Source organism: Cupriavidus lacunae, assembly GCF_003353055.1.
GTDB lineage: Bacteria > Pseudomonadota > Gammaproteobacteria > Burkholderiales > Burkholderiaceae > Cupriavidus > Cupriavidus lacunae.
Window position 1 is genome coordinate 282713 of record NZ_QKWJ01000003.1, and the last position, 14830, is coordinate 297542.

A 14830-nucleotide genomic window follows, 5' to 3' on the forward strand; every position below is an offset into this window, starting at 1 on the left:
ATGCCCGGCGGCCCGGGCTCTTCGACCGGGGGCACGGTATGGCGCGGCTGCAGGCGCGCACCGGCGTGGGGGTTCAGCGAGGCGGGCATGCGGGGTCTCCGTGGCCGGGTTTCCTCCTCATTGAAGCAAACCCGGCCAGTGCGCGCCAGTGCTGATGGAGCGCCGGTCAGGCATGTTGCCTGCGCACGAAGAACAGCGCCGCGCCCACCGCCATCAGCACGCTGCCGAAAAAGCGGTTCTGCCAGCGCACCGCGCGCGCATTGCGGAACAGCCCCTGCATGCGCGAAGCCAGCAGCGCGTAGCCATGCATCACGATCAGGTCCACGCAGCACATGGTGGCGGCCAGGATCGCCAGCTGCGGCGCCAGCGGCCGGTTGGGATCGATGAACTGCGGCAGCACCGCGACCATGAAGATGATGCCCTTGGGGTTGGTCACATTGGTCAGCAGCCCCGTGGCAAAGCGCCGGCGCCGGCTCATCACGGCTACGCGCACAGGCGCCGCGTTTTCTCCCTGTGTGCTGCCCTGGTCCGCCCCGCTTTCCATCTTGGCGCGCCATTGCTGGATACCCAGGTAGATCAGGTACAGCGCACCGATCGTCTTGACCACCATGAAAGCCTGCTCCGAGGCCAGCAGCAGCGCGCCCAGCCCGCCGCCGGCCACCAGCAGCACGATCACCAGCCCGGCCTGCAGGCCGAAGATGGTGGTGGTGGTCCTGCGCAGCCCATACGAGAGCCCGTGGCTCATCGACAGCACCGCGCCCGACCCCGGCGATACCGCGATCACCCAGCACGCGGCGAAATAGGCCAACCAGACTTCCCAACGCATTCCAACTCTCCTTTGACGACAACCATGCCGGGGCTGCACGATCGCAGCGCCGGCACCTGTGATTCTTTCCGGCGGCGCGTCAGAGCGGGTGGAAGCCGCCCAGGAACTGCTCCACCTGCTCGGCCTGGCGCGCATCGCGTGCCGCATCGCCGGATTCCAGCACCACGGCCTGGTAGGCATGCACGCCCACGGCCACCAGCCGCGCGCTCAGCCGGCGCGGCGACTGGTCCTGCGCCGACACGCCGCTGGCCTGCACTTCCACGCCGGCAAGCGGACGGCCCGGCCGGTCCGCGGTCATGACGGTGACGGACCGCGTGCGCGGCGCGTCCGACAGCTTGCCGAGGTTGGCCAGCAGGCCGGCCTGCATCGCCGCCAGGGCCTCGCGCCGCAGGGCTTCGTCATCGGCGGGCAGGGTCACCACGCCCACGGCGAACAGCGTGTCGTCGATGCGCGCGGCTTCCATCGTCATCGGCAGCCTGCGCCCGGCAATGGTCACGTCGCGCGCGGCGCTGGTGGGCTTGCCGGGATAGAGCGCGGCGTAACCGCCCTCGCCCGACTGGATGGTGCGCCAGTCATAGCGCGGCGAGCAGGCGCACAGGGCAAGTGCCAGCACGGCGGCGCAGCACAGCAGTGGCCGGCGGACAGCGGCGGGAAGGCTCAGCGGGGGCAGCACGGGACGCATCGTGAAATAGGGCGGAAGGCGATATGGGGGAAGGCGCGGGTGGGCGCCATCGCCTGCGCGCGGAAACCGGTATTATCCCGGAAGCGGCGCGCCGGTGCTTGGCGCGCCGCATCACTACCGCCCCCACATATCCGCCATGCCTGCCGCCCGCCTCTCCCGCCCCGCCGTTGCCGTCGCCAGCCTGCGCTGGCTGGCCGCGGGCCTGTTGCTGGCGGCGACTGGCATGCCCGCCTCGGCCAGCCCGTCCCACCTGCCGCCGGCCTCCGACCTCGCCGCCCACGGCACCGAGGCCGCGCGCCGCGGCGAGCCGCTGGTGGTGCTGGTGTCGATGCCGGGCTGCAGCTATTGCGATGCGGTGCGCCGCAACTACCTGGGCCCGCAGGCCGCCGCCGGCGAGATTGCCGTGCGCGAGCTCGACATGACCGCCGACACGCCGCTGCGCGATGCCGACGGCAGCCTGACCACCGCGCGTGACTGGGCCCGCGCGCACCAGGTGCGGGTGGCGCCCACGGTACTGTTCCTGGACCGCCAGGGCCGCGCCGCCGCCAGCCCGCTGCGCGGCATGCAGCCGGATTTCTACGGCGCCTACCTGGAACAGGCGCTGGATCAGGCACGCGCCGCCGTCGCCTCCCGGCGCTGAAGTGACTGAGGCGCTTGCGGCGGATTGCCGCAGCCCGGCCCCGCGCAGCGCGCGAACGCCCGCGGCATTAGAATGTCCCATTGCTGACCGAACCTGCCTGCCCCGGATGCCATGACCACTGCTGCCCCCGCCACCAAGACCTCCCGCAAGCCCTGGCCCATCGTCGCGGCCGTGGTCGTGCTCGCGCTGCTGGGCTGGTTCGGCTACCGTGCGGTGTCGCCGGCCAACACCGTGCCGCCCGCCACCTTCACGCTGCTGTCGGGCGAGAAGGTCAGCACCGCCGACCTCAAGGGCAAGGTCTACCTGATCAACTTCTGGGCCACCAGCTGCGCCACCTGCGTCAAGGAAATGCCGGACATGGTCCGCACCTATGAGCAGTTCAAGGGCAAGGGGCTGGAATTTGTCGCCGTGGCGATGAACTACGATCCGCCCATGTATGTGATGAACTACGCCAAGACGCGCGGCCTGCCGTTCAAGGTCGCGATGGATTCCGACGGCGCCGCGGCCAAAGCCTTTGGCAATGTGCAGCTGACGCCGACCACATTCGTGGTCGACAAGGACGGCCGCATCCTGAAGCGCTATGTGGGCGAGCCCGAGTGGGATGCCCTGCACAAGCTGCTGGACGGCGCGCTGGCAAAGTCCGCGTAACGCCGGCGCTGCCAACGGCTGCGAAAAGGTGCTCATCGAGCACCTTTTTTTGTTTTTACGTCGCATCGTCAGCGCGGCAGGTTGCGCGCCAACCCTGTATGGATATACAGTTGGCGCCAGCCTTTTTCCGAGCCTTTCCTCTGTGACCCTGGACCTTGCCCCCGCCGCCGACCTCGCGGCCCCAGAAGCCGACGTGGTCCCCGCCTACCTGTCCCGGCTCAACCCGGAGCAGCGCGCCGCGGTGGAGCATGGCAGCGACGCGCCGCTGCTGATCATCGCCGGCGCCGGCTCGGGCAAGACCAACACGCTGGCGCACCGCGTCGCGCACCTGGTGCTGGGCGGGGCCGACCCGCGCCGCATCCTGCTGCTGACGTTCTCGCGCCGCGCCGCGGCGGAGATGGGGCGGCGCGTCGAGCGCATCGTCGACCAGGCGCTGGGCACCCAGACCGGCGCGGGGCGCGCGGCGCTGCAGTGGTCCGGCACCTTCCACGCCATCGGCGCGCGCCTGCTGCGCGAATACGCGGAAACGCTTGGCCTGTCGCCCGCCTTCACCATCAGCGACCGCGGCGATGCCGCCGACCTGATGCACGTGGTGCGCCACGACCTGGGGTTGTCCGAGACCGCCAGCCGCTTCCCCAAGAAGGAAACCTGCCTGGCGATCTACTCGCGCGTGGTCAACACCCAGGCGCCGCTGGAAGACGTGCTCAGGCAACAGTTCCCGCGCTACGCGATGTGGGCCGACGCGCTGCGCACGCTGTTCGCCGGCTATGTCGAGGCCAAGCAGAAGCAGCATGTGCTGGACTATGACGACCTGCTGCTCTACTGGGCCCAGGCCATGGCCGAGCCCACCATCGCGCAGGACATGGGCGCGCGCTTCGACCATCTGCTGGTCGATGAATACCAGGACACCAATGCGCTGCAGGCGTCGATCCTGCTGGCCATGCGACCGGACGGCCGCGGCCTGACCGTGGTGGGCGACGATGCGCAGTCGATCTATGCCTTCCGCGGCGCCACCGTGCGCAATATCCTGGACTTCCCGGCGCAGTTCACGCCGGCCGCGCAGCAGGTCACGCTGTCGCAGAACTACCGCTCGACGCAGCCGATCCTGCAGGCCGCCAACGCGGTGATCGGGCTGGCGGCCGAACGCTATACCAAGGACCTGTGGTCCGAGCGCGCCTCTGCCGAGAAGCCCGGCGTGGTCGTGGTCAACGATGAGGCCGACCAGGCCCGCTATGTGGTCGAGCAGGTGCTGGCGCGGCGCGAGGCGGGCCTGACACTGATGGCGCAGGCAGTGCTGTTCCGCGCCGCCGACCACAGCGCGCAGGTCGAGATCGAGCTGGCCCGGCGCAATATCCCGTTCGTGAAGTTCGGCGGACTGAAGTTCCTGGAATCGACCCACGTCAAGGACGTGCTGGCGGTGGTGCGCTGGCTCGAAAACCCGCGCGACCGCATGGCCGGCTTCCGCACGCTGCAGCTGCTGCCCGGCATCGGCCCCAAGACCGCGGCGCGCGTGCTGGATGCGCTGGCGCTGGCGACCGAGCCGCTGTTCTCACTGGAAGCATTCGAGCCGCCTCCCGCCGCCGTGCCAGCCTGGGCCGACCTGCTGGCGCTGGCACGCGCGCTGATGGCGCCGACCTCGCCATGGCCATCGGAGTTCGAGCAGGTGCTGGCCTGGTACGCGCCGCACCTGGAGCGCCTGCACGACGACGCCGCCGCGCGCCAGGCCGACCTGCAGCAGCTGGAGCGCATCGCCGCCACCTACGGCGCACGCGAACGTTTCCTGACCGAACTGACACTGGACCCGCCCAGCGCCTCCAGCGACGAATCCGGCGTGCCCTCGCGCGACGAGGACTACCTGATCCTGTCGACCATCCACTCGGCCAAGGGCCAGGAGTGGAAAGCGGTGTACGTGCTCAATGCCGTCGACGGCTGCATGCCGAGCGACCTGGCGACCGGCACCACCGAAGAGATCGAGGAAGAACGGCGGCTGCTCTACGTGGCCATGACGCGCGCCAGGGACCACCTGGACATCGTGGTGCCGCAACGCTTTTACGTGCACCAGCAGGTGGGGTTCGGCGACCGCCATGTGTATGCGTCGCGCACACGCTTTTTGCCCAACCGCGTGATGCCCAACTTCTACAGCCGCTCCTGGCCACCCCCGCCAATGCCGGGCGAGGGGCCGGCCAAACCCGCGCTGGCGCCGGTGGATCTGGCCAGCCGGATGCGGAATATGTGGCGCTGACCGGCGCCACCCATTCGTCTTACGCCACTTTCTCCAGCAGCAACCCCTTCAGGTACTCCCCTTCCGGGAACGCCGCCAGCATCGGGTGATCCGTGCCGGCGGACAAACGCCGCAGGATGCGCGCATCGGCGCGTGCATCGTTGACCGCTCCCGCCACGATCTTCTGGAACAGCTCCATGCTGATCGCGCCCGAGCACGAGTAGGTGAACAGCAGCCCGCCCGGGCGCAGCAGCTGCGTGCCGACCAGGTTAATTTCCTTGTAGGCGCGCGCGGCACGGTCGATATGCTGCGCCGACGGGGCGAACTTGGGCGGGTCCAGCACGATCAGGTCGAACTGGCGGCCCTCGGCGCGGAACTCACGCAGGGTCTTGAACACGTCGGCATCGAGCCAGGTGGCGCGTTCCGGCTCGAAGCCATTGAGCGTGACATTGCCCGCGGCGATCTTCAGCGCCTCGCCCGACGAATCGATCGAGGTCACCGAGGTGGCGCCGCCGCGCAGCGCCGCCAGCGAGAAGCCGCCGGTATAGCAGAAGCAGTTCAGCACCTCGCGGCCCGCGGCCAGGTCGCCCACCAGCTTGCGGTTGTCGCGCTGGTCGACATAGAAGCCGGTCTTGTGGCCGTTGCGCACGTCGACGTAGTAGCGCACGCCGTGCTCGGTGACGGACAGCGCCGGGTCGGGCTCGGCGCCGGCCAGCACGCCGGTCACCAGCTCCAGGCCCTCGCGCTGGCGCACGGCGGCGTCGGAACGCTCATAGACGTTGGGGCAGCCGGTCTCCTTGACCAGTGCCTGCACGATCGCGGTCTTCCAGTGCTCCACGCCGGCGGAATTGAACTGGCACACCAGCTGACCCGTTTCACCGTTGCCGTAGTAGTCGACAATCAGGCCGGGCAGCCGGTCGGATTCGCCGAAGATCAGCCGCACCGCGTCGCTGTCCTTCACCCATTGGCGCCGGTAGGCGATGGCCGCGGCCACGCGGCGCTTGAACAGGGCGTGGTCGACCGGCTCATTCTCGTCGAAGGTCCACGCGCGCGCGCGGATCTGCGACTCTGGGCTGTAGGCGGCCTTGGCCAGGAAGCGGCCGTCGGCGGCGCGCACGATCACGGTCGCGCCCGGCTCGCAGCGCCCTTCGGTCGTGGCAATGCCGGTGGCGTAGATCCACGGGTGGCGGCGCAGCAGGGATTTTTCCTTGCCGGGTTTCAGGGTGATGGTGTTCATGTCGATCAGGGAGGATGCATGCCGCGGCGCAAGTGTTTCTCATGCTGCGGTCTGGCTCCCCTCTCCCGCACGGCGGGAGAGGGGTTGGCGGAGAGGGCGGGAGCGTCAACGAAGTGCCGCATGTCGGCATGCACGGGCCTGCCCTCTCCCCCGGCCCCTCTCCCGCGCGCGGGAGAGGGGAGAAAACAATGCGGGAAAGTCGCGTTAGAGAACGACCTTCACCATCGGATGCGAAGTCAGCGCCCGATACAGGTCGTCGAGCTGCTCGCGGCTGGTGACCCACACCGTCACGGTCAGGCCCAGGTAGTTGCCGCCGCTCGAGGGGCGCATTTCCATCTTGCCGGCGTGGAAGTCGGGGTCGAATTCCTGCACCAGCGTGACGATGGCCTCGGCAAAGCCGTCCTGCATCGCGCCCATCACCTTGATGGGGAAGTGGCTGGGATACTCGATCAGCGACTGCTCGGGCGGGATCTCGCCCGGCTTGTTGCTGCCTTGGTTATCGGTTGTCATGTCGGATTCTCCGGCACGAAACCGGCGCACCGCGGGGCGCACCGGCTTGCGCGCATTCAGGTCACTTGCGCTTGAACCACAGGCGGATGGTGTCCCACAGGCGGCCGAAGAAGCCGGCCTCGGGCACTTCCTCCAGCGCCACCACCGGGAACTCCGCCACCTTGTTGGTGCCGTCCATCAGCTTGACCATGCCCACCTGCTGGCCCGCCGAGATCGGCGCGATCAGCAGTTCCTGGCGCTCCAGCACCGGCTTCAGGCGCCCGCCGGTGCCCTTGGGCACGGTGACGAAGGTCTCGTTCTGCACGCCGATCTTGACCGTGCCGCTCTTGCCCTTGTAGATGTCCGGCGTGGCCAGCACCTGGCCCTTGTCGTACAGGCGCAGAGTGTCGAAGAACTGGAAGCCGTAGTTGAGGATCTTCAGGCTTTCCTGGGTGCGCACCTGTTCGGTGGTGGTGCCGATCACGACCGAGATCAGGCGGCGCGAGCCGTCCGGCACGTTGGCCAGCGGCCGCTTGGCCGACGAGATCAGGCAGTAGCCGGCGGACTTGGTATGGCCGGTCTTCACGCCGTCCACGGTCGGGTCGATGTACAGCAGGCGGTTGCGGTTGGGCTGCCTGATCTTGTTATAGGTGAACTCCTTCTGCGAGTACATGCTGTAGTACTCGGGGAAGTCCTTGATCAGGCGCGTGGTCAGCGTCGCCAAGTCCACCGCGGTGGTGTAGTGGTTCGGGTCGGGGATGCCGTCGGTGTTGGTGAAGTGGGTGTTCTTCATGCCCATGCGCTGGGCCTCGCGGTTCATCATCGCGACAAAGCCCTCTTCCGAGCCACCCACGGCCTCGGCCAGCGCCAGCGCGGCGTCGTTGCCCGACTGCACGATCAGGCCCAGCAGCAGGTCCTGCACGGTGACCGGCTTGTTGGGCTCGATGAACATGCGCGACTCGTCGCTTTTGACCTTGAGCACCAGGTTGGTCGGCACCACGGCCTGGTCCAGCGTCAGGCGCTTTTCCTTGAGTGCCTCGAACGCCAGGTAGGCGGTCATCAGCTTGGTCAGCGAAGCCGGCTCGATGCGCGCGTCGGCGTTCTGCGACGCCAGGGCCTGGCCGCTGGTCACGTCATACAGCATCCACGACTTGGCCGCGACCTGCGGCACCGGCACGCCCTGCGCCACGACGGCGGCGGGCGCGGCGGCCAGCACGACGGCGGCGGCGATGGCAGCGGGAGCAAAAGCGGACGAAAGGCGTGTCGTGGCTCTATTCAGCATGTTTCTGTTTTCCGACAGTAAGAAGGTGGCGCGGGGATGTTCCGGCGTGGCGGCGTGCCGGCCTTACCGGTCCCACGCATTGACGACGAGCTGCTTGATCAGGTGCAGCTTGCGGTGAAAGAAATGGTCGGCGCCGGGGATCACGATCACCGGCAGCTCTTGCGGGCGGGCCCAGTCGAACACGCTGCCCAGCGGCACGGTGTCGTCCTGCTCGCCATGGATCACGATGGTGTCGGCCGGCACCTCGGCCACCTGCCAGCGGCTGGCGGCGGTGCCCACCAGCACCAGGCGCTGCGCGGGCGTGCCGGCCTCGGCCAAGCGGCGCGCCACGTGGGTGGTGACGAAGCTGCCGAACGAGAACCCGCCCATGGCCAGCGGCAGGGTCGCGGCCTGTGCCGACCACGCGCTCTGCTTGCGCATCCAGGCCACCACGGCCAGCAGGTCGTCCTGCTCGGCGATGCCGTTGTCGTGCTCGCCGGCGCTGCCGCCCACGCCGCGGAAGTTCGGGCGCACCGTGGCATAGCCCAGTTGCACGAAGCTGCGCGCGAGCGTCTGCGCTACCTTGTTGTCCTTGGTGCCGCCGAACAGCGGATGCGGATGCGCCACTAGCGCCAGGCCGCGCGGCTCGCCTTGCGGCAGGTCTACCGAGAGATCGATCGCACCGGCGGGACCGGTGATGGAAAGTACCTGGGTATGCGCGTTCATGATGGCGGTCAGGATGACAGTGAAGCGGGCGCCCGGCGCAATGCCCGGGCAAAAATGAAAAAACCGTCCGGCTGGCGGGCGGCGGGCATGACAGATAAAGCGGGTAAATCAGGTAAAGCAATCAAGCGGTAAAGCAACAAGCCGGCATGCGCCGGCTTCCCTTCGTTCAGCGGTCCACCATCAGCCGCTCGACCGGCTTGCCCTTCATCAGGTGGCTGTCGATGATCTCATCGATATCGTGCTCATCGACAAAGGTGTACCAGACGGCCTCGGGGTAGACCACCAGCACCGGTCCAAGTTCACAACGGTTCAGGCAGCCCGCCTTGTTGATGCGCACCCGGCGTTCGCCGCCGGCGATACCCAGTTCCTTGCAACGCTTCTTGGCGTATTCCTGCATTGCGCGGGCGTTGTGGTTGGCGCAGCAGTTCTCGCCGGCCTCGCGCTGGTTCAGGCAGAAAAAGACGTGGTGCTGGTAGTAGCTGCTCATGCGTGCGGTGTGATGGCGGCCCCGGACGGCGGCACGGCCCGGACGGCATTGAACGGAAGCTCGGAATTATACGGCGTCGCGACGGCCCGGCCGTGATAACGCCGACGTTTGCGCCAGTAACTGTTCACTACGGCCCCCACCGGGGTGGCGCCTCGCGCACCTGCGGCGGCTCCGGCATTCTGAATCCCCGGAGGCGTGCCGTCCGGGATTCCGGAATTCCGGAGCCCCGGCGCCGGCGCAACGCCAGTCTTTCCTTTTGAATCAATCAGTTACCGATGCAGGTCTGACTGGCACGCAGGTTGCGAATACTCCTCCTGAACGCGCCGCAACCGTGACGGCGCGCGCCCGCGCGACACCGTGCCGGGTACGGTCAATACCGAGGACGACATCATGAGAAAACCCTTCTACAAGATCCTGTACGTGCAGGTCCTGTTCGCCATCTTCGTCGGCATCGTGCTGGGCCATTTCTGGCCGGATACGGGCATCGCCATGAAGCCGCTGGGCGACGGCTTCATCAAGCTGATCAAGATGATCATCGGCCCCATCATCTTCTGTACGGTGGTGACCGGCATTGCCGGCATGAGCGATATGAAGAAGGTCGGGCGCGTCGGCGGCAAGGCGCTGCTCTATTTCGAGGTGGTCTCCACCTTTGCCCTGCTGATAGGCCTGGGCGCCGCGCATCTGCTCAAGCCGGGCGTGGGCTTCAACATCGACCCGGCCACGCTGGATACCGCATCCATCGCGCAGTATGTGTCGAAGGCGCACGGCCAGAGCACGGTCGAATTCCTGATGCATATCATCCCGGAAACGATCATCAGCGCCTTCGCCAACGGTGACATCCTGCAGATCCTGCTGGTCTCGCTGTTCTTCGGCGCAGCGCTGTCGGCCATGGGAGAGCGGGCGCGAATCGTCTTCCAGCTGGTGGAACAGGTCTCCAAGGTCTTCTTCCACATCGTTCATGTCATCACCAAGGTCGCCCCGATCGGCGCCTTCGGCGCGATGGCATTCACCATCGGCAAGTACGGCCTGGGTTCGCTGGTTCCGCTGCTCAAGCTGATCGGCACGTTCTACTTCACGGCCATCATCTTCGTGGTGTTCGTGCTCGGCACGGTGGCGCGCCTGACTGGCTTCAACATCCTGCGCTTCGTGTCGTACATCAAGGAAGAACTGCTGATCGTGCTGGGTACCAGCTCGTCGGAAGCGGCGCTCCCGCACCTGATGGAAAAGCTAGAAAAGCTCGGCTGCTCAAAGTCGGTGGTGGGCCTGGTGGTGCCAACCGGCTACTCGTTCAACCTGGACGGCACCAATATCTACATGACGATGGCGGTGATCTTCATCGCCCAGGCGACCGGCATCGAACTCACGCTGATGCAGCAGCTGACCATCCTCGCGGTGGCCATGCTCACCTCCAAGGGCGCCAGCGGCGTGACCGGCTCCGGCTTTATCACGCTGGCCGCCACGCTGGCCGTGGTACCCACCATCCCGGTCGCCGGCATGGTGCTGATCCTGGGCATCGACCGCTTCATGAGCGAGTGCCGCGCGCTGACCAACATCATCGGCAACGGCGTGGCCACGGTGGTGGTGTCGGCCTGGGAGCGCGAGCTTGACCGCAAGAAGCTCAACAGCGTGCTGCAGCACGGTGGCGAAGATGCGGAAGTCCTTGCCGACGCCGGCCAGAACGTCTGACGCCACGCGGGCGGCTGCCCTGGCCGCCCGCCAGCGGGTATCATCGGTGCGACAGCCTTCGCGCGCGACGATGCCCCACTCCGACGATTTTCTCGCCGTACATGACCCCGCCGCCGCCCGGACGGCGGTACACGAGCCGGGCACCGAGAACGGCCGGTGGTGGGGTTTTGCCGTCGTGCTGGCGGCAGGGCTGTTGCTGCTGTGCGCGCTGACCTGGCTGGTCTCGGTCCAGCGCGGCATTTCCACCCTGCAGCAGACCACCGCCACGCGTGCCGACCGCTACGCCGCCACGCTCGAAAGCACCCTCGACCGCTACGAATTCCTGCCCGCGCTGGTGTCGCTGCACCCCTTCGTGCGCGGGCTGCTCGAATCCCCCGGCGATCCGGCGCGCGTGGCCGCCGCCAACCACTACCTGGCCGAAGTCAACCGCCGGGCACATGCCTCCGCCACCTATGTGATCGCCGCCAACGGCATTGCACTGGCCGCCAGCAATCACGGGCAGCCTGGCAGCTTCGTCGGCACCGACTACCGCTTCCGCCCCTATTTCCAGATTGCCGCGCGTGGCGAGCTGGGCCGCTTCTACGCCATCGGCATCACCAGCGACGAGCCCGGCTACTACATCGCACAACCGGTGGAAGCGGGCGGCAAGGTGATCGGCGTTACGGTGGTGAAGCTCAACCTGGAGTGGTTCCAGCGCGCCGGTGGCGGCAGCGCCGAACCGCTGATGGTCAGTGACGACCACGGCGTCATCTTCCTGTCTTCCGTGCCGGAATGGCAGTACCGCACGCTGCGTCCGCTGCCGCCGGCGCTGCATGCCCAACTCGGCGAGACCCGGCAGTACCATGATCGCGACGTCTCGCCGCTGCCGCTGGAGCCGCTGACCTCGCCCGTCACGGGCTGGCTGGCCTCCACCACGCTCGATGAAGGCGCGCGGCTGGTACGCGTGCGCAGCAACGATCCCGCGCCGGATGGCAGCGAGCGCGCCGACCGCTATCTCGAGCTCGGCCGCAAGGTCGGCGCGGCCGGCTGGACCATGCAGGTGATGGCGCCGCTCGACCCCGTGCTGGCCAACGCGCGCAACGCCACCGTGGCGGCAGCGCTGGCCTATGCCTGTATCTGCCTGCTGCTGGTCAACTGGCGCCAGCGCCGCCAGCGTGCGCGCGACATGCTATACAGCCGCCGCCTGCTCGAAGCCGCGTACGACGAGCTGGAGCGGCGCGTGGAAGAGCGCACCGCCGACCTGATGGCCATCAACGAACAACTGGAGGCCGAAGTCGCGGAACGCACCCGCGCCGAAAGCGAGCTGCGCGCGGCCCAGGACGAACTGGTGCAGGCCAGCAAGCTGGCCGCGCTGGGGCAGATGGCCGCCGGCATCACGCATGAGCTGAACCAGCCGCTAGCGGCGCTGCGCACGTTCTCGGACAACACCCGCGTGCTGCTGGAGCGCGGCCAGCTGGCCGCGGCCGAAGGCAACCTGACGGCCATCGCCGGCCTGACCGAGCGCATGGGCAAGATCACCGGCCAGCTCAAGCTGTTTGCCGGCAAGGCGCGCCCGCTGCGCCGGCCGGTGGCGCTGCGCGCGGCGGTCGACCACGTGCTGGCACTGCTGGCGCCGCGGCTGGGCACAGTCACGGTCGGCGTCACGGGCCTGGACGCCCTGCCCGACCTGGCGGTGCGCGCCGACGAGCTGAAGCTGGAGCAGGTGCTGCTGAACCTGCTCGGCAATGCGCTGGATGCGATTGCCGCAGCCGCGCCAGCACAGGGGCATATCGGTCTGGACGTGCAGGCAGAAGGCCAGGCCGTCACCATCGTCGTGCGCGACAACGGCACCGGCATCGCGCCGGAAGCGCTGCCGCGGCTGTTCGAACCCTTCTTCACCACCAAGGAAACCGGGCAAGGCCTGGGGCTGGGGCTGGCGATCTCGTCGTCGATCGTGCGTGAGTTCGGCGGCCAGCTGAGCGTGGCCAACGTCCCCGGCGGCGGCGCCCAGTTCACGCTGGTCCTGGCGCGCGCCCCCGCCATCGACCCCGCGCCCACGGTTTCCGCCTCTCAATGAGTATTGCCATGCACGACGGTCTGCGTGTCCTGTTTGTCGAAGACGAGCCGCTGGTGCGCCAGGCCACCGCGCAGAGCCTGGAGCTGGCCGGCTTCCGGGTGCTGGCGCTGCCCTCCGCCGAGGCCGCGATCCCGCACCTGCACGGCGCCTTTGCCGGCGTGCTGGTGACTGACGTGCGCCTGCCCGGCGCCAGCGGCCTGGACCTGCTGCAGCACTGCCGCAACGCCGCGCCGGGCGTGCCGGTGATCCTGGTGACCGGCCATGGCGACATCACCATGGCCGTGCAGGCGATGCGCGAAGGCGCCTACGACTTTATCGAAAAGCCCTTCGGCGCCGACCGCCTCACCGACACCGTGCGCCGCGCCCTCGAACGCCGCGCGCTGGAACTGGAAAACCAGGCGCTGCGCCGCGAACTGGCCGGCCCCGCCGCGGGCACGCGCATCATCGGCCGTTCGCCCGCAATCGAGCAGGTGCGCGCGCTGGTGGCCAATGTCGCGCCCACCGACGTGCCGGTGATGATCAACGGCGAGACCGGCACCGGCAAGGAACTGGTCGCGCGCAGCCTGCACGCGCTGTCCGGCCGGGCCGAGGGCCCCTTTATCGCGCTGAACTGCGGCGCCGTTCCCGAGGCCATCTTCGAGAGCGAGATGTTCGGCCATGAGGCCGGCGCCTTCACCGGCGCGGGCAAGCGCCGCATCGGCAAGCTCGAGCACGCCTCGGGCGGCACGCTCTTCCTTGACGAGATCGAGAGCATGCCGCTGGCGCTGCAGGTCAAGCTGCTGCGCGTGCTGCAGGAAGGCTCGCTGGAGCGGCTGGGGTCGAATGCGTCGGTCAGCATCGATGTGCGTATCGTCGCGGCGGCCAAGGGTGACATGGATGCGCTGGTCGCGCAGGGCAGCTTCCGCGAAGACCTGTATTACCGGCTCAACGTAGTCACCATCGCGCTGCCGCCGCTGCGCGAGCGGCGCGAGGACATCGTGCCGCTGTTCGAGCATTTCTCGCTGGTGTCCGCGGTGCGCTACCAGCGACCGGCGCCGATCCTGTCCGAGGCGCAGCGCCAGGCACTGGCCCAGCGTCCCTGGCCGGGCAATGTGCGGGAACTGCGCAATGCCGCTGATCGAATGGTGCTGGGCGTGCGCGAAGGCGGCCAGGCGGGAGCGCAGGCGGCTGCCCCCGACGACACCGCGCCGCTGCGCGAGCGCATGGAACATTTCGAGCGCGCCGTGATTGCGGATGCACTGGCGCGCACTGGCGGCGCGGTCAGCCAGGCGGCGGACCTGCTGCAAGTCGGCAAGGCGACGCTCTACGACAAGATCAAGCGCTACGGGCTGTGATGTCATGCGGCGTTCATTGCGCTGCCACGGGGCCGTCACATTGGCGGCCTATGCTTCGGTGGCGGCTGCGGCATTGGCAGGTGCCCGCCGTGTGTATCAATCTTCGTGGTAATTGACGGCCCCGCGTATGCGGGGCGTTTTTTTTGGTTCTTCGAAGAATTCCGTGGGCTGTTTCGCTGGCGTGGCCGGGGGGCTTCCTGCTCGGTGGCTTGGTTATGTAGGTCGGGTTCGATGTTGTCGTAGGTTTGACGGCCTGGTTCCGCCCAGCTGGGCGGGTCACTTTTTGTCCGAGCGACAAAAAGTAACCAAAAAGCGCGTCGCCTCAGGCGGCTGGCCACCAATTTGGTGGTGGGGGTGGTTCGGGCGGCGGTGATTTCCGTTCGATGTGGTCGGTGGTTCGGGCCTGCTACGCGAGCCTGTACGGGATTTTGTGTGTAGGGCATAACATGTCGACAAGGAGCATGTATGCCACGCAAACCAAAAGCCACACCCCGGGACCTTCCGAGCATCCCCAAGGAGCTAATTGATCAGCTCGTC

The 14830-nt window shown here is 67.9% G+C and carries 14 protein-coding genes; 7 read left to right on the plus strand and 7 right to left on the minus strand.

The genetic code is table 11. The features are described from left to right. Positions 1–166 precede the first annotated feature (166 nt). Both DN412_RS04810 and DN412_RS04815 read right to left on the minus strand, forming a co-directional pair. Positions 167–826 (minus strand): LysE family transporter, encoded by a 660-nt coding sequence (locus tag DN412_RS04810; protein WP_115013443.1) that lies wholly within the window; start codon positions 824–826, stop codon positions 167–169. A 79-nt stretch (positions 827–905) separates the two neighbouring features. Further along, the gene (locus tag DN412_RS04815) at positions 906–1508 is read right to left on the minus strand and encodes a hypothetical protein (protein WP_115013444.1); all 603 of its coding nucleotides are present in this window, start codon (positions 1506–1508) and stop codon (positions 906–908) included. A gap of 136 nt (positions 1509–1644) precedes the next feature. On the opposite strand from DN412_RS04815, the gene DN412_RS04820 reads away from it, so the two are divergent. The 3 genes from DN412_RS04820 (at position 1645) to DN412_RS04830 (ending at position 5038) form a co-directional block, all read left to right on the plus strand. After that, positions 1645–2148 (plus strand): SoxW family protein, encoded by a 504-nt coding sequence (locus tag DN412_RS04820; protein ID WP_115013445.1) that lies wholly within the window; start codon positions 1645–1647, stop codon positions 2146–2148. A gap of 111 nt (positions 2149–2259) precedes the next feature. After that, positions 2260–2796, plus strand: a complete 537-nt coding sequence (locus DN412_RS04825; RefSeq protein WP_115013446.1) for a TlpA disulfide reductase family protein — start codon at positions 2260–2262, stop codon at positions 2794–2796. Between the two features lie 142 nt (positions 2797–2938). Next, positions 2939–5038: an ATP-dependent helicase gene (locus tag DN412_RS04830; protein ID WP_115013447.1), complete on the plus strand. Its 2100-nt coding sequence runs from the start codon at positions 2939–2941 to the stop codon at positions 5036–5038. Positions 5039–5057: 19 nt separating this feature from the next. Here DN412_RS04830 and DN412_RS04835 read toward each other — a convergent pair whose 3' ends face one another. The 4 genes from DN412_RS04835 to DN412_RS04850 all read right to left on the minus strand — a co-directional run bounded on the left by DN412_RS04835 (position 5058) and on the right by DN412_RS04850 (position 8730). After that, a complete protein-coding gene (locus tag DN412_RS04835; protein WP_115013448.1) occupies positions 5058–6254 on the minus strand; it encodes a class I SAM-dependent rRNA methyltransferase in 1197 nt (398 codons plus the stop codon). Between the two features lie 204 nt (positions 6255–6458). Continuing rightward, positions 6459–6764: a YbeD family protein gene (locus tag DN412_RS04840; RefSeq protein WP_115013449.1), complete on the minus strand. Its 306-nt coding sequence runs from the start codon at positions 6762–6764 to the stop codon at positions 6459–6461. A 61-nt stretch (positions 6765–6825) separates the two neighbouring features. Then, positions 6826–8025: a D-alanyl-D-alanine carboxypeptidase family protein gene (locus tag DN412_RS04845; protein ID WP_115013450.1), complete on the minus strand. Its 1200-nt coding sequence runs from the start codon at positions 8023–8025 to the stop codon at positions 6826–6828. 63 nt (positions 8026–8088) lie between these two features. Continuing rightward, positions 8089–8730: an alpha/beta hydrolase gene (locus DN412_RS04850; RefSeq protein ID WP_115013451.1), complete on the minus strand. Its 642-nt coding sequence runs from the start codon at positions 8728–8730 to the stop codon at positions 8089–8091. On the opposite strand from DN412_RS04850, the gene DN412_RS43355 reads away from it, so the two are divergent. Next, positions 8719–8862, plus strand: a complete 144-nt coding sequence (locus tag DN412_RS43355) for a hypothetical protein (RefSeq protein WP_161563979.1) — start codon at positions 8719–8721, stop codon at positions 8860–8862. The genes DN412_RS04850 and DN412_RS43355 overlap by 12 nt on opposite strands. A gap of 34 nt (positions 8863–8896) precedes the next feature. Here DN412_RS43355 and DN412_RS04855 read toward each other — a convergent pair whose 3' ends face one another. Next, a complete protein-coding gene (locus tag DN412_RS04855) occupies positions 8897–9217 on the minus strand; it encodes a (2Fe-2S) ferredoxin domain-containing protein (protein WP_115013452.1) in 321 nt (106 codons plus the stop codon). Between the two features lie 390 nt (positions 9218–9607). On the opposite strand from DN412_RS04855, the gene DN412_RS04860 reads away from it, so the two are divergent. The 3 genes from DN412_RS04860 to DN412_RS04870 all read left to right on the plus strand — a co-directional run bounded on the left by DN412_RS04860 (position 9608) and on the right by DN412_RS04870 (position 14293). Then, complete coding sequence (locus tag DN412_RS04860) at positions 9608–10903, plus strand: dicarboxylate/amino acid:cation symporter (protein WP_115013472.1); 1296 nt, start codon at positions 9608–9610, stop codon at positions 10901–10903. A 70-nt stretch (positions 10904–10973) separates the two neighbouring features. Beyond that, a complete protein-coding gene (locus DN412_RS04865; RefSeq protein WP_115013453.1) occupies positions 10974–12959 on the plus strand; it encodes a sensor histidine kinase in 1986 nt (661 codons plus the stop codon). Positions 12960–12967: 8 nt separating this feature from the next. Beyond that, entirely contained in the window at positions 12968–14293 is a 1326-nt protein-coding gene (locus DN412_RS04870; protein ID WP_115013454.1) for a sigma-54-dependent transcriptional regulator, read from the plus strand. The last annotated feature ends 537 nt before the right edge of the window (positions 14294–14830 follow it).